Genomic DNA, 20710 nt, shown 5'->3' with positions numbered 1-20710 from the left:
CACGCTAGGTGTGGCCACGAATGTCACGGGGCTCGCTCCTTCTTGCTTTTCAAGGAAACGCTCTATGTCCGAAGGATAATTTGGGAGGTTCCATGGCACGCATTCGCCCGATGTTCCTGCTAATGCTCGCAGCAATTATACCGGTCGTTCTTCTTGGTGGATTGTTCGGCCAATACCTGCTTCAGCAGCAGCGGGCTGCGTTCGACAAGCAAGTCTCCGAGCAGGCAGCTACCTTGGCAGTTGCCCTCAACAGGGAACTCTCAACCCAGATCCAGCTCCTTTCGATACTGTCGGAATCGCCCCGCGTCGACCCGCCCGTGACGGCGGCGGGGTTTGGCGAGATCGCACGGCGTCTGCTGGCGCGCTTCCCTGCGTGGGGTCTGCTGCAGGTGACTGACGTAAAAGGCAACGTGATCGTCACAGTGCCGCCGCAGGAGGCGAAACAGCTCGCAGGCAGCATAAACGATGGGAAGATTGAGGCGGTTAGCTCGCCGGTCATTGGAGATGTTAGCAAGGGGCTTTTAGGAGATTTTGGGTTTCCGGTTCGAGTGCCTGTACTGAGGAATGGTGAGACCGTCTTAGAGCTCACCGCGATAATCCGCCCTTCCGAAATCTCCACCGTCCTCCAGCAAGATGGACAGGGTGTGGGCTGGCAAGCCTGGGCGACGGACGGAGCAGGTGCGGTCGTCGCAGCGCTGGATACTGGAGCCCAGACGGGGCAGCCGGCAAGAACCTACGCGCGCATGGGGAAGGCGGACGCGGAAGAAGCGATGCTTCCCAGCGGCGAAATCGTCAGGGTCGCTTCGTCTGCTGTCGGCACAACCGGCTGGAGCGTTACAGCCGCTATGCCCGTCTCAGAATACAGGTCTCTCTCGTGGAAGACGTCGCTCCTTCTTCTCGTCACCTGCTTTGCTACCCTCGTTTGCTCGGGCGTTGCCATTCTCCTATTCTATCGGGAGTTCGTCCAGCGCCGCGAGCAGGAAACCACGATGGCGAACGCGCAAAGAATGGAGGCGCTAGGAAAACTGACTGGTCAGGTGGCCCACGACTTTAACAACCTTCTCATGATCTTCCAGGCGGGAGCCAACGCAATACGCAGGAGGCCGCAAGACGACAGCCGGGTGCAGCAGGTTCTCGATTCGATGCTTGAAGGCGTTACGAGAGGCAAGGAGATGACGCAGCGGCTGTTGTCGTTCTCACGAAAATCCAATCAGACCGCTGAAGTCACCGATCTCATCGCCACGCTTCGGGAGGTGCATCCGCTGCTGCGGCAGGCGGCGAACGACACCATCCTTGTCGAATACGCCGTGGATCCCCTTCTATGGCCTGCGACGATCGAGGCCAAGTCGCTGGAGATCGCACTTATAAATCTCGTCACTAACGCCCGCGAGGCGATGCCCAGCGGCGGGGAAATAATTCTCCGGGCTCGAAATGTCGCCGACGCTCGTTCAGAGTCCGACCGCCTTAGTGGGGCCCACGTCGCGATCACCATAAGAGACACCGGGACGGGCATCACGCCCGGCATCATCGCCCGAATTTTCGAACCACTTTTTACCACAAAGCCAGGAGGCGCGCCCGGTCTGGGTCTGGCCCAGGTAAAAAACTTTGCGGAACGCAGCGGGGGCGGCGTATCGGTAGCGAGCATAACGTCCGTCGGCACCGCAATCACTATTTATCTGCCGCGAGCTCGAGAAGCCATAGCCAAGCCAACGGGCGAAGGGGCAGCGACGTTGCCACGGCGGCTGCTCATTGTCGACGACACGCCCGCGTCGCTTGAGGCGGCCCGCATATCAGTCGAGGGCGACGTGGTGGAGGTACTCACCGCAAGGAGCGCCCGCGACGCTCTGGAGGTACTTGGGGCGAGGAGGGATCTCGACGGGCTGCTGAGCGATATCATGATGCCGGGTATGTCGGGGATCGAGCTTGCGGAAATCTCGAGGCGACTTCTGCCAAACTTGAGGATCGTCCTTATGACCGGCTACAGCGACCGCATGGAGCAGGGGCAAAAGGTCGACTTCCCGGTTGTCAGCAAGCCGTTCAACCAGCTCGAACTTCACGCGGCATTCGCGCAAACTCTTGTAAATACCGTCATAACCGGGAAGTTTCCGATGCGGTAGTCGCCTGCAATGCAGCGTTGTTGCTCGACGGAAGAAAGGATCACGGCGCCGATCCTCGTGTGGCCTGTAATGCCATCGATCCACTATGGGGATATCTCATTGCAAAGGTCACAGAATAAACGACAACATTAAACGGTTAACCTTTGCAGGCGCCGCATTCCCCCAAAGATGCGCCTGTTTGCGTTTGCCTTGTGTTGCTGAAGATCAAAAAAGACCCGCTACCGGTAGGGTGACGGGTCAATAGGGCGAAACCTGACCGCAATACTCGACCCGAAACATACATCACTGCGGGTCAGATCTCGGCTCTGGGGCACATTTGCCGAAAGGAAGCGGCTAGGTCGCGCGGATCGATTGATCAATCTGCCGGAGGCAGATCGATCTCGGCTCACGACCGTATATTTGCCGTTCAAGGGGCTTCAGTCGGGTGATCTGACCTTCCGTCTGCCCTTCAACCACGGTGAGATGATTGCATTTCCGACGTAGCGATGTCCTTTCCACGCCGTTGGCAAAAGATGCGATCAAACTTTCTTTGCTGCTAGAAGCCAACTATCAAGCTTCGCGGGACTTTTGATCGATCATTTCGTGGAAGTCGATGACCGTTTTGCAAAACGAGGTTGGCCTTTCGGCGACGGGTGCTCGAACCGATGTACCGAAGTCAACTGTAAAAGGCGGCAGTTATTGCGAGAATCATCGGAGCGCAAACAAAAGCACGAGAGTAGAGCGCGGTTTGCCCTCTCGCAAATTTATCGGAGTTAGGCAGGAAGGCTCATGCGCATGAGCAGTCCGCCCTCTGATGGAAGCTCGGCTTGTACTTGGCCGCCGTGCCGGGCGAAGGCATGTTTTGTTATCGCCAATCCGAGGCCAAAGCCGACGACACCCGTGGAAAGAATACTTCCGCGCCGGAACGGCTGAAAGATGACGTCGAGAATGTCTTTAGGGATGCCTGGGCCTTGATCCGCGACGGTGATTACGAAGGCCTCGTATTCCCGCTCAGTGTTAACTATAACTCGCGCATTTGAAGGGGAATATTTGACAGCGTTTCGCACCACGTTTTCTATCGCTCTATAGATAAGCTCGCCGTTTAAGGATGTTACGAAGGATTCCGCTCCGTTATAGACTACGCAAACATTACGGGCAGCGCCTTCAAATGCGCAATCATCGACGATCTCCCGAAGAAGGTCGACGAGGTCAAGGGTTTGTTGCTCCAGTGGCGGAGTTTCCGTTGCCGTAAGTCTGGCGAGAGTCAAAACCTCCCCGACAAGATCATCCATTCTTGCGATTTCCCGTTCGAGACGCTCGGTCATTGCATCCAGTCGACTGGGATTCTTTTTCAGAAGGCCGATAGCAGCTTGAAGCCGGGACAGAGGTGATCGGAGTTCATGCGATATATCGTGAAAGAGGCCCTGCTGGACATCCTGGAACTCTTGCAGACGCGCGGCGGTGACATCAAAGTCATGAGCAAGCGCTGCAATCTCATCCCTCTTTCGATCGATTTTATTGCCTATTCTTACGTCGAATTGGCCCTGCGCCAGCGCACGCAATCCGCGCTTCAATTGCTCCACCGGCCGTGTTAGATATTGGGCCAGCCAATAGGCTGCGAATGCGGCAGCAAACATTGCTGAAGTCCAAGGGACGAGCTTCGGCAGATTGCGCGATAGAAAGTCCATTTCCGTCGCCTCAGCGCTCAGCTGAAAGCAGTGGCCGGCGTTGACGACATGTCTTTCAAATTTGCCGATTGCCTTGATGGAGCATTCCATCGGCCCGCCGATGGCCGTCAGGTTTAAGTGGACGGGCGAGGGCGTCTGCGCAACGGCCGACAGGAATTGTTGTGTGGCGTCAACCCCGTTTGTCGCCAATAGCCTGGTGGCCGTTTCGATCGCCAAGGATGTCCGTTGATCGCGTAGTTCCTGGACGGGGGGCAGCAGTCCAAAGACGGAACTTATCGCGAACAATAGCGCGATTGATATAGCCATTGTGAGCCAAACAATTGCGAAGATTCTCCAAAATAGCTTTCGCATCAGAGCTCCTGCACCAGTTGATATCCCTGACCGCGTATGGAACGAATCCACGACGTGCCGTCACCACGGGTGCCGAGCTTCTGGCGTACGCTGCTGATGTGAACATCGATGCGACGATCAAACGGTGTCAGAGCTCGGCCGAATGCGCGCCGGGAGATATCCTGTTTTGGAACCAATTGTCCGGCATTGCGAGCCAGCACCTCGAGTATATTGAATTCGGCACCCGTCAATTCCAGCGGTTTGCCTTGCCATTGGGCAGTTCGACCGGCCGGATGCAAGATCAGGTTCCCGACGTGAAGAACATTCTCATCACCAAACCTGCTGCCTGCCCGCCTAAGAATGGCGCGAATGCGCGCAACTAATTCCCCCGGAGAACATGGCTTTGCAACATAGTCATCCGCACCAAAGTTGAGACCGGAAATCCGGTCGATGTCATCGCCTTTTGCTGTCAGCATCAAAATGGGGACGTCGCCTAGCCGTCGGATGCGCTGAAGAGCATCTATTCCGTTCATCCGCGGCATCATCACGTCGAGAACAATAATGTCCGCCGATTGGTCGGCAGCCCCTGCTATGCCGACCCGGGCATCTGCCGACGTCTCCACCTCAAAACCCTCCTCTTCGAGATATTCGCTGAGTAGGGCGGTTAGCTCGGTGTCGTCGTCGATCAAAAGTACTTTCGGCATACCGCTTTCCGTGTGCATTTCGTCTGCACGAATATACCCAAAAAGATCGATCGGAAGAAGTTTTACAAAACTTTACACTTCCTTAACGTCGCTTAACATTACAGCCCCTATCAGAGGTCCGTCGGCAATTTGTCGCGGAGCCTCATATTGACTGAGATTACTGAACCCCATTCGCATTCTCGATATCCCATGCCCATGGAGGGAGCGACGTTGGATGGCGACAGCGGATCTCTCAGCAGCGAGCTTGCGCGTACAACGCAACACAGGCGTCAAATCCCAACCATATGGATGAAAGCGCACCAGTTTAGCGCTCTGCTTCTTTTTGCTTGTGCGCTCAGCAGCTGTGTTGTCGGGCCAGACTACCAGAAGCCAAGGCTCTCCATGCCCAAGACCTGGAACGCGAAGGCGCACGATAGTTTGGACAAGCCGCCAGTCCTTGCGGAGTGGTGGAAGCAAATGAAGGACCCCATTCTGGACGATCTCATTGCTCAAGCCGTCGCGTCCAATCTCGATGTTGCCACGGCAAAGGCGAAGATACGCGAAGCACGCGCGACCTATCGCGAGCAGGTAGGCGCGTTGCTTCCGACGATCGAGGGCACGGCGTCCGCGACACGGAACCGCTCGGCCGCCTCGAATGGCACATCCGCCACGGTCTACAATGACTATCAGGCCGGTTTCGATGCTAGCTGGGAACTTGACCTATTTGGAGGTAATAAGCGGACGGCGGAGGCGTCAAAATACGGGGTTGACGCTGCGAATGAAGACTTGCGCAATACGCTCGTCACCCTGATTGGGGATGTGGCTACCTATTACATTCAAGCGCGAGAATATCAGCAGCTTACGGAGCTCGCTAGAAATTCTTCCAAATCCCAGGGGCAAACCGCAGCGCTGACGCGAACTCAATTCAGCGCGGGCGGGGTGTCTTTGGTCGATGTTACCAAAGTGGAAGCGCAAGCGGCTTCCACGCATGCTGATATTCCCTCCTATGAAATTTCCTATGCCAAGTCTTTAAATCGACTGGGGGTGTTGCTTGGCAGGTCGCCATTGCTGCTTGATAGTCTTCTCGGCAAAAGGTCGAGGCTCCCAATTCCTCCTTCGAGAGTATCCGTAGGAATACCTGCCGACCTTTTGAACTCCCGCCCAGACGTACGCAAGGCAGAACGCGAACTGGCCCAGGCGACGGCAAAGATCGGCGCGGCTGAGGCCAATCGGTATCCGTCGCTGAGCCTTACCGGATCCATCGATTCGTCCGCGGCGAGCGTTTCCGAGCTGGGAAAGAACTCGACCATTGGATGGTCGTTTGGGCCGTCGCTAACGATTCCGATCTTTCAGGGCGGCCAATTGAAGGCAGCGGTTGATGTCGCCAAGGCACAGCGTGATCAGTATCTGTTCTCATACCAGTCAGCCGTCCTCTCCGCCATGGAGGATGTTCAAAACGCCATCGTGTCTCTCAATCGCTCGAGGGCGCGATCGGTGGATTTGGCAAAAGCTGTCCAGGGCTATAGCGCAGCTGCCAAGCTTTCAAAGCAGCTCAATATTGCCGGAGAGGGGGATCTGTTCGACGTGCTGGACGCTGACCGGTCCCTGTACTCAGCCCAACAAAATCTCATCGAGACCAATACCGATATCGCTACCTATTATGTCTCGCTCAACAAAGCACTCGGAGGCGGCTGGGCTGGCCGGATCGACATTTCACAGCCGGCCGTTGGCGACACGAACGAAGCTCCACACATACAGGTAAAGCAACGCGCCCAATGACCGTTACACATCAAATGGACCCGAAAGAAAATGCCCCTAAGAACGACGGCTTCAATCGTCTCGTTTATCGCGTGCTGTTTGTGGCAATCTCCACCTGCCTGATCGGCGGAGGTCAGGTGGCTGCTGAGGAACAAGCAAAGCCTGAAGGGGCCGCGGCATTGACGGTCGCAGCGATAAAATCCGTGACCCAGGACTGGCCTCAGACGGTGCCAGCGAGTGGCTGGCTCAAACCTTGGCATGAAGCCGTCATCGAATCTGAAACGAGCGGGTTGCGTATCATCGACGTCGTTGCGGATGTCGGCAGTATCGTCAAGAAAGGCGACACTCTCGTTCGGCTGAATCAGGAGACAGTGGTTGCGGACTTGCGCAAGGAAGAAGCGGCTGTTGTCGCAAAGGAGGCAGATCTTGCAAAGGCAAAAGCCGATGCGGATCGCGCTCGCGAGATTGGCGGCTCGGGGGCATTGTCCGACCAAAAGAGAGTGGAATACCTTACCACCGAGCAGAGTGCGAAAGCAGGTCTTGACTCCGAAAAGGCTGCGCTTGATAGCCAGCGAATTAAACTCGAACAGACCACAATAACCGCCGTCGACGACGGCATAATCACCTCGCGGTCAGCGTCCCTCGGTGCGGTGGTATCCACCGGAACGGAGCTATTCCGCCTCACCCGCCAGCAACGCATAGAGTGGCAGGCTGAAGTCCCCACCCGCTATCTCGCCCAGATCAGACAAGGGCAAACCACCGAAATCAAGGGGCCGGATGGGACAACGTTCAGGGGCACCGTCAGGCTCGTCGCGCCGACGGTTAACACCGAAACAGGGCGCTCAATTGTATATGTCACTTTACCCACGGAGCCCCAGCCCCATGCTGGCCTCTATGTTTCTGGGACAGTTGATATCGGTATCAAGGGCGCTTTGACGGTGCCGGAGAGTACTTTGGTCTTCAAGGACGGCATCAATTACATTTTCACCATCGATCAGGCAAATCGGGTTCACCGGACACGCGTCGATGTTGGACGTCGTAGGGACAGCCGCGTCGAGATCACGTCTGGTTTGAGTGGCGATGAGGCCCTCGTGCAGACGGGCGGAGCCTTTCTTTCTGAAGGCGCGCTCGTAAACGTGGTCAGGACAGCTCAATGAACATTTCGGCTTGGTCAATTCGTAACCCAGTCCCGCCGGTCTTGCTGTTCGCTTTGTTGACAGTTTGCGGCCTGCTCGGCTTCGCGAAGCTGCAAGTCCAGAATTTCCCCGATATGGACCTGCCCACCATCAAGGTCTCCGCATCGCTTGAAGGTGCCGCCCCGACCCAACTCGAGACCGAGGTAGCCCGGAAAATCGAGGATAAGCTCGCCACCCTCAGTCTTCTCGATCATATTGCAACGACGATCACCGACGGATCGGTGGCAATCAGCGTTTCGTTCAAGCTCGAAAAGGACAGCGAAAGTGCGCTGAACGAAGTCCGCAATGCGGTCGACAGCGCCAAGGGCGACCTTCCGTCCGAAATGGATTCGCCAACAGTCTCGAAGGTTACGGTGCAATCTTCCGTTCTCATCGCTTACGCAGTTCGCTCGAAGCAGCTGAATGAGACGGAGCTTTCCTGGTTTGTCGACAACGATTTGACCAAAGCCTTGCTATCCGTTGGTGGGGTGGGAGAAGTCGACCGGTTGGGCGGTGTGCACCGCGAGGTCAACATCGACCTCGATCCTAACATTATGACCTCCCTCGGTATCACCGCCTCGGATATTTCGGCCCGTGTAAAGTCTGTGCAATCCGATAAGTCCGGTGGCCGCGGCGACATCGGTTCGTCTCGTCAAACGATACGCACTTTGGGCGCCGTACCCTCTGTAGAAGATATATCGACGTTGCCTATTCCGCTCTCGACCGGACAGAGCGTCCGGCTGGACGAAGTTGGAAAGGTTACGGACCGATTCTCGGAACGGTCTTCGCTGGCCTATCTCAACGGGGATCGCGTGATTGCCGTTGAGATCAAGCGATCGAAAGGGTTCTCCGATACCACTGTTGCCGAAGAGCTCCAGAAGAAGGTGAAGGAATTTGCATCTGCGCATCCCGAAGTGGAGATTGTCGACGCCTATACGACGGTAAACCAGGTCATCGAGAACTATGACGGCTCGATGGGTATGCTTTACGAAGGCGCTATTCTCGCTGTTATCGTCGTCTGGCTATTTCTGCGTGATTTTCGCGCCACGTTTCTATCAGCAATCGCTTTGCCACTTTCCATTATACCGACCTTTTTAGTCCTGCATTTGTTCGACTACAGCCTGAATACGATAACGCTTCTCGCACTATCGCTCGTTGTTGGCATTCTGGTGGATGACGCGATCGTCGAGGTAGAGAATATTACGCGCCATCTTCAGATGGGCAAGACGCCGATGGATGCGGCGCTCGAGGCGGCAGACGAAATCGGGCTGGCTGTTATAGCAACCACGTTCACCCTGGTCGCGGTGTTTCTACCAACGGCATTCATGAGTGGGATTCCCGGCCTGATATTTCGGCAATTCGGCATAACGGCTTCCGTCGCAGTGCTGTCCTCACTTCTGGTCGCCCGCTTTTTGACGCCGATGATGGCCGCCTACTTGATGAAACCCAATCATGTGGAGAAGGAAGACGGGCCGATCATGCGGGGGTACATAGCCGTGGTTAAGGCTTGCCTCTATCATCGCAGGCTAACGTTGCTTGTCACCAGCATCTTGCTTGTCCTGTCTTTGTCGAGCATTCCGTTCTTGCAGACAGGGTTCTTTCCCGCCTCTGATGATGCGCAGACGCAGGTCACTCTGACACTTCAGCCCGGCAGCACCCTGGAGCAGACCGATGCCGTGTCGAGACGCGCAAGCGATATTGTTTCAAAACTTCAAGACATCACGCAGGTCTTCAGTGCTGTCGGAACCTCTTCAAGCAGCGGCGGACTTGATTCCACAACCACAGCGGACGTAACCAAGGCCACTCTTGTCGTCAATCTGACGGACATCAAGAAGCGGAGCCGAAAGCAAGGTGCCATCGAGAGCGACATCCGCACTGCCCTCTCCTCGCTTGCCGGCGTGCGTGTCGAAGTTGGGAGCGGAGGAAACGGTACGAAGCTTGAGCTGACACTGGCAAGTGATGACTCCAACGCCCTAGATCAGGCGGGAAGCGCGCTTGAAGACCAGCTACGAACACTGAAAGCTATTGGGGCGGTCACTTCAAGCGCTTCGCTGCAAGCCCCTGAGATCCAGATAAGGCCGGATTTTGCAAAGGCCGCGGCACTCGGTATCACGTCCGAGTCAGTCGCCGAGGCGGTACGGGTTTCGACGAATGGTGATTACTCCAGCGCGCTGGCGAAACTCAATCTGCCGCAGAGGCAGATAGCCATCCGGGTGCGGTTCGATGCCAATTCGCGCAAGGATATCGATGCCATATCGCAGCTTCAGGTCGCAGGTACAAACGGAAAAGTCTCTCTCGGGAGTATTGCAGCGATTTCGATTGGCGGTAGTCCGTCCCAACTCGATCGGATCGATCGTGCCCGAAACATCACGTTGTCTGTCGAGCTGAATGGACGCATTCTGAGTGATGTGAACAACGAAGCGCAAGCCCTTGCTGCACTTCGCCAGCTGCCACAAGGTGTCCATCAGGTCGAGCAGGGGGAGCTGCAACGCAGTTCAGAGCTATTTCAGAGCTTTGGTACGGCGATGGGCATTGGGGTCTTCTGCATCTATGCTGTCCTCGTACTCTTGTTTCACGATTTTTTCCAACCTGTCACGATCCTGATGGCGCTTCCGCTGGCACTTGGAGGAGCGTTGGCACCCCTGCTCATTACGGGCACCAGCTTTTCGATGCCCGCCATCATCGGGCTGATCCTGCTGATGGGAGTGGTGTCGAAAAACTCCATTCTACTTGTCGAGTACGCGATTATGTCCCGACAAAAGGGGCTGTCGCGCTTCGATGCCCTAGTAGATGCATGCCACAAGCGGGCCCGACCTATCGTCATGACAACAATCGCGATGGGTGCAGGGATGTTGCCGGCTGCCTTGAGCCTGAGCGGAGGTGATTCCAGCTTTCGACAGCCGATGGCGATCGTCGTGCTCGGCGGTTTGCTCACCTCGACGTTCTTGAGCTTGCTTGTCATACCGACCATCTTCACATTCATAGATGACTTGGTTAACTTGCTAATACGTCCCTTTCGGCCCGACAAGGAGCTGCAAGTGAATTCCGATGCGGCGAGCCAACATTCCGTTTTGAAGCCACTGGCTTCTCGGAACTGACCCAATGGTTTTGTTATGATCGTCGCGGATTGGAGCTGCCACCGTTGAGCCAAGCTCCTCATCTCAGCTCAACGTCGGGCGTGCAGGAAAGATGTCATTGACGTTCGCGAGGCGTGGGTTCCCGTTTATTGCGGCAACATGGCTTTGAACAGCGCGACAACCGCTGAGCCAATCAACATGCGGCGGCGCGGTTCAGCGAAGCGTAAATGGCGCGCAGGCGGCGAAAAGCGAGGGGTCGATAGGACGGGCAAGCGATGAGATATTGCGTTCGACGATCGATGGGTTGGCGGCGCCGATCAGCGCCGAAGCAACGACAAGGCTTTCCAACGGGATCGCATCGCCGCGGCGGTAAGATCCCCCCGACTTTCTCGCCAGCGCCTGGATCTTGCCAACGCGCCGTCCAGAGGCATCGGCCTCAACATAGTCGAAATGCGCACCAGGCACTGTCCGGTCGCAAGGATGCCGGAGTTGAAGCTGCCGCCGGCACCAACGAAGTCCCGCGCTCCGCGCAAAGCGGACCAGGTTTCTCATCGGCGGGCCGTCAAGCGCGTAGAACGGCCGGCAATCAGGATGCAGTCCAGATGCGCACGGTCGAGCACGTCGAGGCAGATAGCGTCTTCATTGACGCCTGTGCTCCCAGCCCTTGATCACGCCCCTTTCGCGCACCTCATTCATGGCCGCAATGCCGGAGCCGGTGAAAGCTCAGACGGCGGTCATGGCCGGTGCCGCACGGTTAGGCGGTAGGCCATCGTTTCGTTCGCGCCATTCCTGCGCAGTCGATTACGACTACTCCGTTGGTGCTAGTGAAGGAAAGAGCCCCCAGGCGAGCGGAAATATGCGGAACATGCTGGCGAGCACGATCGCCAGCAGCACAAAACAGCCCGATCGTTTGGCAGAGGAATCTTTGGTCAGTGTTCGCGAGCGACATGGGCGTTCTCACGAACATCGTTCTTGGCATTGTCGGCGCGATCGTCGTCAACCCCTTCTATCGCTTGCGCAGTGGCGAGAATGGTCAGGCGCACTGCCCTGACTTGGTAAGGAGGCGTTTTCTTGGGAGCGTCTTCTTCGCCGCATGCCAATGCGTTTTTCCGCTTCCTGACGATTGCTCCGCTGGAACCGCAGGGCGGATTGTACTCGAGCTATTCGTTGTTTCCGCGACCAGCGCTCGACCTCTCACTTTCGCGCCCACGCCGCTTTTGCCTGTCAAATATTTCAGTGATGAGGTATTCGACTGCGGATTGAGCAATTTGCATTGAGCGGATCCACGGTCTGGAACTTAATCGAGGGCGAACGGTTAAATGGCATGAGGGAGAACCAAGAGAAATCCACCCGCCTCGGGCTGATTGTCGGTATCGGCGCGTCTGCGGGCGGCCTTGAAGCATTCACAACATTCTTCGCAAATCTGCCGCCCGATAGTGGGATGGCGTTCGTGCTGGTGCAGCATCTTTCTCCCGATCACAAGAGCATGTTGACCGATATTCTCGGGCGGGCGTCCCCCATCCCGGTCGTCGAAGCGCAGCACGGCATGCGCGTGGAGCCCAACCGGGTTCACGTGATCCCGCCTGACGCCACTTTGACCATCGAGGACAGCCAGCTCGTCATCGTCCAACCAGCGCCCCCGCGTGCGGACCGTCGACCAATCGACACTTTCTTCATATCGTTGGCGAAGGACCAGAACGACAACGCAGTTTCGATCGTCCTTTCGGGCGTTGGGAGCGACGGGTCAATCGGGCTTGCTGCCGTCAAGGAAAGCGGCGGACTAACGATCGCTCAGGCTGAGTTCGACCACCACGCCATGACTGGTATGCCGCAAAGCGCGGCAGCAACCGGTCTCGTTGACTATGTCATGCAGGTCGAAGACATGCCCGCAAGGTTGATCGAATATCGCGATCACCTGGCGCTGGTTGCCGACCGCAAGGATGGTGACGGCACGCGGACGGACGCCGCGGAGCACCTAGCGAGCGTCGTCGCCGTCCTCCGCTCGAAGACCGGCCACGATTTCTCGAAGTACAAGATCAAGACTGTCACCCGCCGCATCCAGCGCAGAATGCAGGTCCTGCAGGCAGACACTGTACCCGCCTATATAAAGCATCTCCGGGAAGACTCCGCCGAGGCGGAACGATTGTTCCGCGACCTGCTGATCGGCGTGACCGAGTTCTTCCGCGACCCGGTAGCCTTTCAGGGCCTGTCGGTAGCCATCGACGCAATTCTCGAACGCAGCCGGGAAAAGCAGGCCCTGCGGGTCTGGGTGCCGGCTTGTTCGACGGGCGAGGAGGTCTACAGCCTCGCCATCACCATTCGAGAACTGATTGACGCGCGCGGCGCAAACCTTGACGTCCAGATTTTTGGGACGGATATCGACGACCGCGCGATCGAGTTCGCCAGAGCCGGGCGCTACCAACGTACCACCGGCATCTCACCGGAGCGCCTGCAGCGCTGGTTTTACGAGGAGGAAGGCGGGTTCTTGCCGAACCGGCAGATCCGCGGGATGTGCGTGTTTTCCGTCCACAACGTGACGAAGGACCCGCCGTTCTCGAGGTTGGACCTGATCTCCTGCCGCAATCTGATGATCTACATGGATGGCGACCTGCAAGATCGCATCTTGCGCACGTTCCATTATGCGCTGAATCCGGATGGCCTCCTGTTCCTCGGGATGTCCGAAGGCGTGAGCGGGCATTCCCATCTTTTCGCGGTCGAGGACAAAGCCGCTCATATCTTCCAAAGACGCGACGGCGATGCTGCGTTCCCGGCGATGCCGATGCCGGCGCAGGCGCCCGCCAACGCTCGCCTTGCCGGCGAGTTAAGTCGAGGCGGTGACCGCGTCGATCGCGCCGTCCGCGCTGCCCTGGCGAAACACTCACCGGTGTTTCTCGTCGTCGATCGCCAGAGCAACATCGTTCGGTATTCCGGCGGGGAAGTTGCGCGATACTTGGAGCCTTCGGCCGGCGTGGCAAGTCTCGGCCTCCTTTCTAACCTGCGGAAAAACCTGCGCATCACCGTTCGCACGGCGCTACAGTCCGTCGTGAAGAGCGGAGCCGCGGTGGTCGCCGACAACGTTTCCATCTTCCTCGAGGGTCGGCAGCGCGTGCTAAGCGTCATCGTCGAACCCGTGCAGGACACAGGCGGCGAAGGGCTCTACGTTGTGGCCTTTCAGGAGATGCGCACGCTGGTGACCGAGCCGTCGCAAGCCGACGACGGAAGACCGCGGAGCCCGGAGGTTCTCGCCGCCGAGCAAGAGCTTCGCACAGCGCGGGCGCAATTGCAGGCGACGATCAGCGACCTTGAAACAGCCAACGAGGAGATGAAATCCTCGGCGGAGGAATACCAATCGGTCAACGAGGAGCTGCAGTCGACGAACGAGGAGCTGCAGACCTCCAAGGAAGAGATGCAGTCGATCAATGAGGAGCTGCAGACGGTCAACGCCGAGATGATGGCGAAAAACGACCTTCTCTCCAACCTCAACAGCGATCTGCAAAACCTTTTGGACAGCACGCAGATCGCAACGATCTTTCTTGAAGAAGACCTTCGTATCAGGAACTTCACGCCCGGCATGGCGGACATCTTCAGTCTGCGAGAGAGTGACCGGGGCCGACCTCTCACTGACATCGTCAGCCTGCTTGCCTATGACGATCTACGGCGTGACGTCGCCAAAGTGCTGCGTGACCTCACCGTCATGGAGCGCGAACTCGAATTGCACGACCGCGGTGCGTCGTTTGTCATGCGCATTCGCCCGTACCGCAGTATCGAGCGGGTGATCGACGGCGTTGTCATCACCTTTGTCGATGTGACGGCGCGTAAAAAGGCGGAGCGGGCCAAAGACGCCAGCGAGCGGCGCTTCACCGCGATCGTCAATCAGGCCGCCGTGGGCGTTGCGGAGACCGACCTCGACGGTCGCTTCCTTCTGACCAACGCCGCGTTCGAGACCATGGCAGGCCGCTCGGCTGAAGAGCTGCAGCAGCTACGGCGGCAGGAGCTTATTAATCCCGACGAAGTCGAGACTATCAATGCGCGCTTCGAGCAAGCGACCCGCGACGGAAAGCCGTTCGAGGCCGAGTACCGCTTGCAGCGTGCCGCCGGAAACTCCGTGTGGGTGCACGACAGTCTTTCCGTACTTGGTGGCAGCGACGGGCGCGCAAACAGCGTCATCTCGGTGACTTTGCAGATCGAGGAACGCAAGCGCGCCGAAGAACATGCAGCCTTGCTTTTAGGTGAGCTCGATCACCGGGTGAAGAACATCCTGGCGATCGTATCCTCGATCATCGCTCAAACGCTGCGGACGAATTCTTCGCCTGAGGAGTTTGCGAATACCATCTCAGGTCGGATTACTGCGATCACGCGCGCGCACAGCCTCCTGACCAATCGGGGCGCAGGCGGCACCGGCACTTTGCGCGACCTCATAGAGACCGAGCTCAAGCCGTATGAGGATAGGCACCTCCGGGTTGAAGGCCCCGACATCGTGCTCACCCCGAAGGCCGGCCTGTCGGTGGCGATGGCCATCCACGAACTAGCCAGCAATGCAGCCAAGTACGGTTCATTGTCGGTGCCGCGGGGCGAGCTCACTGTTTCCTGGACAGTCACAAATGGCCCCGATCGGCGGTTGCGATTAAATTGGACCGAAACTGGCGGCCCCCGCGTCTCCGGACCGCCTTCGCAGAGGGGCTTCGGTACGACAGTGATCGACCGCTCGCTGAGCTACGAATTCGAGGGAGTGGTGGAGCGCAGCTTCGAAGCGAGCGGGGTGGCCTGCATCATCGACCTTCCACTCACCCCGGAAGTCGGAGAACTTCGCCCGCCGGAACGAGGGAGGAACTAATGGCTGTCCAGCACATCGCAGAAACCCGTCAGGTGCTTGTCGTCGAAGACGAAATGACCATCGTGCTGATGATCGAAGACACCCTGTATGAGCTCGGCGCCCAGGTTGTCGGACCCGCGTCACGCCTGGACGCGGCAATTCTCCTAGCAAAAGAGGCGTCGATCGATGCGGCGATCCTCGACGTCAATATCCGGGGCGGGAACTCCTACCCTGTCGCAGATATTCTCGCCGAGCGGGGGATCCCGTTCATCTTCTGCAGCGGCTATAGCGACTGGGCGCTGGAAGAACGGCATCGCGATCGGCCGCGTCTGACCAAGCCATACAGCTCTAGCGAGCTTGCGGAACGAGTGCTGGAGTTGTTGGGAGTAGCATCTAGTTAGCGATAGACCTGTCTGCGTCGCCAGCGGCGCAGATCGTCCCGCTCTTCAAAGCAAAAGGGTGACGTGCCATGCGCAAGATCATTGCAATCGGCGGCTCCGCCGGCTCGATCCAGGTCATCCGGCAAATTTGCCGGATGTTGCCGGCGGACCTGCATGCTACCGTCCTCATCGCAGTTCACGTTGGAGCCGGAAATCAGGATCTGCTCGCTGGCATTCTGGACATAGGAGGTCCGCTCCCGGCCGGCACCGCGGTCGATGGCGAGCCGTTCCAGAAAGCGCGTATCTATGTGGCACCGGTAGACCATCATCTTGTCATCGATGGTCGCTTCATCCGATTGGGCCGCGGACCGCGCGAGAATATGGCGCGCCCGGCGATCGATCCGCTGTTTCGATCCGCAGGGATAAGCGCTGGTCCGAGAGCGATTGGCGTGCTGCTCTCTGGCATGCTGAATGACGGAGCCTCGGGGTTGGCGGACCTCAAGCACTGCGGCGGCGTGACGGTTGTCCAGAGCCCGCTTGACGCCATCGAAAGCGAGATGCCGCGAACGGCACTGCTGGCAAGCGATATCGACTACCGTGCACCCGCCAGTGAGCTGGCCGCCCTCCTTACCCGGCTCGTGCAGGCAGAGCCAGGCCCGAGATTATCGCCGCCTGCAAGCGTCGCGCTTGAGGTGGCGATCGCGATCGGACGACCATCCGACACGCCCACCATCGCCGAAATTGCCGACCCGGTCCCATTGAACTGTCCGGGATGCGGAGGAACGTTGTCGCAGATCAGACGCTCGCCGCTACGCTTCCGCTGTCAGGTGGGACACGGCTATACAGCGGAGGCCTTGGCCCATGAGCAGGAGGGCTCCGTCGATGAGGCAGTTCGCATGGCCGTCCGGGTCATCGGCGAACGGGCCGTTCTCATGGAGAAAATGACCTTTGATGCGATGCAGGCAGGGAGGACCGCCGCCGCTGCGACTTTCGAAGAACGCGCTCAGGAGTATCGTCGCTCCGCGTCCGTCTTAATGGATGCCGCGCTTAAGGGGTAGTTGAACGCTTCAGCCTCAATCGCGGAACTCCAGCCTTTATGAATTTTTGGCGGGTAGGGACATCGCCGGGCATTTGTTGTTTGACCGCAGGAGGCACGAACATGATCGATGCAAATCGATACCGCAGCCTGTCGACGGCGTTGATGCTGTTCGAAGATTGGTAAGGGAACCCCATCGACCCAAGGAAGCTTCTTCGACTTGAATGGGAATCCGTGCAGATTTATTCCGACAGCAGACCATACTTGTCGTCGAGGACGACCATTTCCTTGCGCTCGAGACTGCTCACGCCCTATTGATGTCCGGAGCGCGGGTGCTCGGTCCCATCTCGACGGGAGAGGCTGCAATGGCCATCTGGACGACGACCCGCACAGGCCGCGATCATCGACCTCAATACCGGGAACGGCATCACCCTCGACCTCGCCGCCGCTCAAGAACCGAAATATTCGATTCGTTATTCTAACCGGTTACTATAACTGGGTTATACCCCGTGAATATGCCGACGTGCCAAGGTTCCACAAGCCCGCCGAGCTTGGAACGGTGCTTGCGCGGCTGCAGGAACTTAAGTCATCGGATTCGGCCGGCGGTAGCCGATGTGAGCCGCGCGCGAGGAGATCCGGCTGAAGCTCAAAACGCCCGTGGAGGGATCGCGACTTAGGTTTAAAGCACAGCCAGAGAAGGTCTCTCGTCAGCTTCAAAGATCCGAACCATGTGCGCCGTCGAACGACCGTCCGCTCTCGGTGTCCGGCCGAATCAACGGTAGCGAGTTCGAGCAGTGCCGCGCTTTCACTCGAAAGGTGCGGGAACATTGATGCCTTAACGAGGTTCGGTCGTCTCCAAGAAAGAGATTGCAATGGACACTGGAAAGACGCGTCTTCGCGCATACGAAAAGTGGGAAGCTGAGGGCAAGCCTGAAGGGGAACACGACCCCTGGCGGGAAGCCGAACAAGAAGCCGACGGTGACGGCGATCTTCCCCAGACTTCATCGCTCGCACATCACAGCGGTACCACTCGTCTCAAGAAAAAGAGCAGCAATACAAGGTCGGACGTCGTTCCGTCGAAAGGGAACAAGCCGGGTAGCCTCAAGCCGGGCGAGCTCGCATCCGAAAAAAAGTAACTGCGTGCGGGGAAAAAGATGCGGTCGAAAGTCGAAGCAGATTTCCGGGTAATGTCGCAAGCCGTACTGGCTTGGTATCGCTACTACGAGATCGATCCGGAGGTGCCTCCTTCCATAGTTCTGTGCACCGCGGCGCTCGACCTCTACAAAGACGGCTATCGCTCGGTCGACGAGATCGCCAACATGCTCATCGGAATTTATGTGGGTGTATACTCGACGCGTGTGAACGCGCCGAGTTCGGTCGCAGTTCACTGAGATATGGCTTCAGGGGGGCGGGCCTGCCGATCTCGCCATCATTTCGAGGTCAGTCCTTCAACACGCGTCAGATGCATGCGGAGGTCCGGCAGGATTTTTGCAGCGGTATTCTTGAGGTGCCCGTCGGGGCCTTCTTTCGAATAGTTAGTGAAGAGCTCCACCGCGTCCTGGTGGGCGGTCACCTGTGTCGAAAGATAGGCCTGGTCAAGGTTGGCCGTGTCGCTCTGCTGCAGAGCCGCAAGCTTCTGCCTGTACTCTGCGTCGAGAGAGGTCGGAATTTCGATACCATCTTGCTTCGCGGCGTCGACGAGGAAAGGTCCGGCTTTTCCATGATCCTTCAGCATGTCCTCCGCGAATCGCTTTGCATCGTTTGCCTTTCCTTTGGCAACCTCCACCTTTGCCGCCTCAATCTCGAACATGTTGGACATCGCGGCCTTTGTCGCGAAATCGGTGGCATGCTTTTTTGCCGCATCGTCGGCAGCTAGTACAGGAAAGGTCGCTAGTAGGAGCAGTGCATGGGCTAGCAGGGTTTTCATGGGTCTCTCCAATGTAAGAAGGAATGGCGTCCAACATGTGGGCGGCCCCATAGTTCCCAGCGAACGGAAGATTCACGCTTACCTGAGTTCTTGGCGGGTCCGATGAGAAGTCCTTCAGACCCACGATGTAGCAGAGCCGATGCGCGCTCTTATACCGGACAGGACGACGTCGCCGACGCGGTGGGTGCCGTCATCCCCTAGATGGAGAAGCCGAAAAAGATCGTGTCGCATGTCCGGATGGCGTCGACGTGGCTAAAGCTGGAAGCCCGTTGGCATGCGGCGGGATCCAGACGACGTCGCTTGGGCCGACGATCTCGACGGGGCCGCCTGACCCCACGGCATACCGCCGAAGAGGACGGACGGTTGGTTGCGGCGCGAGCAGCTTCAGCCGCCGCTACGAGCCCGACGCGCGAAGCTTCACTGGAGATACCGGCCTAATTCCCTCGAACCTCTCCTTCGTCGGTCACTGTTCGGGCAGCCGGTGTAGAAGGCAAGCTGGGTGATGAGTCTGCCGATCTCTTTCGGCTTCACGCCGTTGTCGAGCGCCCGGCTAACAGACTTCCCGCTTGCCCGAGATCTTGCCCGTCGAGACCAGGGTGGCAACGGTGTCCAAGCTATGGTCGCGCGGCGAAAGTTCCCTGCGTTCCCAGCCGAAAAGCATGTTGTCGGTGAAAGGCCAACCGTTCTGATTGAAGATCATGCCTTGGTTCGGTGCACCCATGGAACGTCTGGTCCGCGACGGGGTTCATCTCAATTGGAGGAGAAACGCAGATGCGGGATGATCGCCCGAACGGGTTCACCGACGCCGAGCTACTGGAAAACCTTCCGGCGCTCGAAAGCTTCGCGCGCCGGTTCTACAGATCTGGAAACGATATCGACGACCTCGTCCAGGAAACTCTTGCCAAGGCAATCGCCCATTCAGCCAGTTTCAAGCCCGGCACCCAGCTTCGCTCGTGGCTCTTCACCATCATGCGCAACACCTTTTGCACGAAGTTCAAAATCTCGCGGCGGGAGCAGGTCGGTGGCATCGACGATGCAGCGTCGTGGGGCTCGTCGCCGCCTACGCAGGACTGGGAGGTACGGGGGCAGGAACTGGAAAAAGCGATCCACGCCCTTCCGGAGGGTTACCGTGTTGTTGTCGATCTCGTCCTGATCCAAGGCTTGAGTTACGAAACAGCGGCGCAGCGATGCAACGTGGCGATCGGTACCATCAAGAGCCGGGTCAGTCGCGCCCGACACCGTCTGACGGAGTTGCTTGACATAGAGTAGGTGTCAATTCGAGTTAGTAGTTCTCTCCCCAAACAAAGCCTCTGCGATGTACCCCAGTTCAGTCGGCTTCTCGCAAAGGGTGAAGCCGGTAAACTTGTCAGGGATGACTGACGGGTCGTAGCCTGTGGCGAATACGAATGGAACGTTGCAGCGCTCGAGTTCTTCCGCGACCGGGAACACAAGCCCGTCACCCAGGTGAATGTCGAGAATAGCGGCATCAACTTGTTCATTGTCGAGCAGGTCCAGCGCGGCTCTGACCGTTGCGACCGGACCGACGACGATCGCTCCTAAATCCTCGAGCTTCAGCCGGGTTTCGTCAGCCAAGAAGTATTCGTCCTCGACGATCAATACGCGTTTACCAGCGAAGAGTGCTGTGGACGGATGCTTCAAGAGCCCGCTCCTTCGTTCATGGGGACGTTCTACGAATTACGAACGCGCTTCGCATTGTCCAAGCGCCAACAGTCCCCGAAAGCGATTG

17 protein-coding genes are annotated in these 20710 nt (G+C 57.8%); 10 read left to right on the top strand and 7 right to left on the bottom strand.

What is annotated here, in order from left to right; all coding sequences use genetic code 11:
* Positions 1–233 precede the first annotated feature (233 nt).
* Positions 234–2117, top strand: a complete 1884-nt coding sequence (locus tag CPY51_RS03725; protein WP_195909409.1) for an ATP-binding protein — start codon at positions 234–236, stop codon at positions 2115–2117.
* Between the two features lie 752 nt (positions 2118–2869).
* On the opposite strand, the gene CPY51_RS03720 is transcribed toward CPY51_RS03725, so the two are convergent.
* Together CPY51_RS03720 and CPY51_RS03715 are read right to left on the bottom strand one after the other, a co-directional pair.
* Positions 2870–3874 carry a HAMP domain-containing sensor histidine kinase gene (locus CPY51_RS03720; protein WP_244598414.1) on the bottom strand — a complete coding sequence of 335 codons (1005 nt, stop codon included), beginning with the start codon at positions 3872–3874 and terminating at the stop codon, positions 2870–2872.
* 260 nt (positions 3875–4134) lie between these two features.
* On the bottom strand, positions 4135–4818 hold the full coding sequence (locus CPY51_RS03715; RefSeq protein WP_111158717.1) for a response regulator transcription factor: 684 nt from the start codon (positions 4816–4818) through the stop codon (positions 4135–4137).
* A gap of 195 nt (positions 4819–5013) precedes the next feature.
* Between CPY51_RS03715 and CPY51_RS03710 the strand changes: the two genes are divergently transcribed.
* The 3 genes from CPY51_RS03710 to CPY51_RS03700 are packed head-to-tail and all read left to right on the top strand — an operon-like array spanning position 5014 to position 10828.
* Positions 5014–6576 carry an efflux transporter outer membrane subunit gene (locus CPY51_RS03710; protein ID WP_420820665.1) on the top strand — a complete coding sequence of 521 codons (1563 nt, stop codon included), beginning with the start codon at positions 5014–5016 and terminating at the stop codon, positions 6574–6576.
* Positions 6573–7712, top strand: coding sequence for an efflux RND transporter periplasmic adaptor subunit (locus tag CPY51_RS03705; RefSeq protein WP_244598413.1), 1140 nt, complete (start codon positions 6573–6575; stop codon positions 7710–7712). Before CPY51_RS03710 ends, CPY51_RS03705 begins: the two co-directional genes overlap by 4 nt.
* Entirely contained in the window at positions 7709–10828 is a 3120-nt protein-coding gene (locus tag CPY51_RS03700; RefSeq protein ID WP_111158716.1) for an efflux RND transporter permease subunit, read from the top strand. Before CPY51_RS03705 ends, CPY51_RS03700 begins: the two co-directional genes overlap by 4 nt.
* Before the next feature lie 192 nt (positions 10829–11020).
* Here the strand turns inward: CPY51_RS03700 and CPY51_RS03695 are convergent, their stop codons facing one another.
* Together CPY51_RS03695 and CPY51_RS32440 are read right to left on the bottom strand one after the other, a co-directional pair.
* Complete coding sequence (locus CPY51_RS03695) at positions 11021–11272, bottom strand: aldo-keto reductase family protein (protein ID WP_111158715.1); 252 nt, start codon at positions 11270–11272, stop codon at positions 11021–11023.
* Positions 11273–11736: 464 nt separating this feature from the next.
* The gene (locus CPY51_RS32440) at positions 11737–11907 is read right to left on the bottom strand and encodes a hypothetical protein (protein WP_154677713.1); all 171 of its coding nucleotides are present in this window, start codon (positions 11905–11907) and stop codon (positions 11737–11739) included.
* Positions 11908–12131: 224 nt separating this feature from the next.
* Between CPY51_RS32440 and CPY51_RS03690 the strand changes: the two genes are divergently transcribed.
* From CPY51_RS03690 to CPY51_RS03670, 5 genes are all read left to right on the top strand, one after another.
* Positions 12132–15641 (top strand): chemotaxis protein CheB, encoded by a 3510-nt coding sequence (locus CPY51_RS03690; RefSeq protein ID WP_111158714.1) that lies wholly within the window; start codon positions 12132–12134, stop codon positions 15639–15641.
* A complete protein-coding gene (locus tag CPY51_RS03685) occupies positions 15641–16021 on the top strand; it encodes a response regulator (protein ID WP_111158713.1) in 381 nt (126 codons plus the stop codon). The genes CPY51_RS03690 and CPY51_RS03685 overlap by 1 nt, the downstream gene beginning before the upstream one ends.
* A 68-nt stretch (positions 16022–16089) precedes the next feature.
* Positions 16090–17058, top strand: coding sequence for a chemotaxis protein CheB (locus CPY51_RS03680; RefSeq protein WP_111158712.1), 969 nt, complete (start codon positions 16090–16092; stop codon positions 17056–17058).
* Positions 17059–17908: 850 nt separating this feature from the next.
* Positions 17909–18172: a DUF2934 domain-containing protein gene (locus CPY51_RS03675; protein ID WP_111158711.1), complete on the top strand. Its 264-nt coding sequence runs from the start codon at positions 17909–17911 to the stop codon at positions 18170–18172.
* Positions 18173–18190: 18 nt separating this feature from the next.
* The gene (locus CPY51_RS03670) at positions 18191–18427 is read left to right on the top strand and encodes a hypothetical protein (RefSeq protein ID WP_111158710.1); all 237 of its coding nucleotides are present in this window, start codon (positions 18191–18193) and stop codon (positions 18425–18427) included.
* A gap of 38 nt (positions 18428–18465) precedes the next feature.
* Here the strand turns inward: CPY51_RS03670 and CPY51_RS03665 are convergent, their stop codons facing one another.
* The gene (locus CPY51_RS03665) at positions 18466–18963 is read right to left on the bottom strand and encodes a DUF4142 domain-containing protein (RefSeq protein WP_111158709.1); all 498 of its coding nucleotides are present in this window, start codon (positions 18961–18963) and stop codon (positions 18466–18468) included.
* 550 nt (positions 18964–19513) lie between these two features.
* Positions 19514–19684, bottom strand: coding sequence for a hypothetical protein (locus CPY51_RS32965; protein WP_206607226.1), 171 nt, complete (start codon positions 19682–19684; stop codon positions 19514–19516).
* Positions 19685–19734: 50 nt separating this feature from the next.
* Here CPY51_RS32965 and CPY51_RS03655 point away from each other — a divergent pair, with 50 nt between their 5' ends.
* On the top strand, positions 19735–20232 hold the full coding sequence (locus CPY51_RS03655; RefSeq protein ID WP_111158708.1) for a sigma-70 family RNA polymerase sigma factor: 498 nt from the start codon (positions 19735–19737) through the stop codon (positions 20230–20232).
* Between the two features lie 3 nt (positions 20233–20235).
* Here the strand turns inward: CPY51_RS03655 and CPY51_RS03650 are convergent, their stop codons facing one another.
* Entirely contained in the window at positions 20236–20622 is a 387-nt protein-coding gene (locus CPY51_RS03650; RefSeq protein ID WP_111158707.1) for a response regulator, read from the bottom strand.
* Positions 20623–20710: the final 88 nt, after the last annotated feature.

This window comes from Arminella tubonensis (genome assembly GCF_003240585.1).
Lineage (GTDB): Bacteria > Pseudomonadota > Alphaproteobacteria > Rhizobiales > Rhizobiaceae > Rhizobium > Rhizobium tubonense.
Note: the sequence above shows the minus strand (reverse complement) of the source record. Positions and strands in the feature narration are given on the sequence as shown.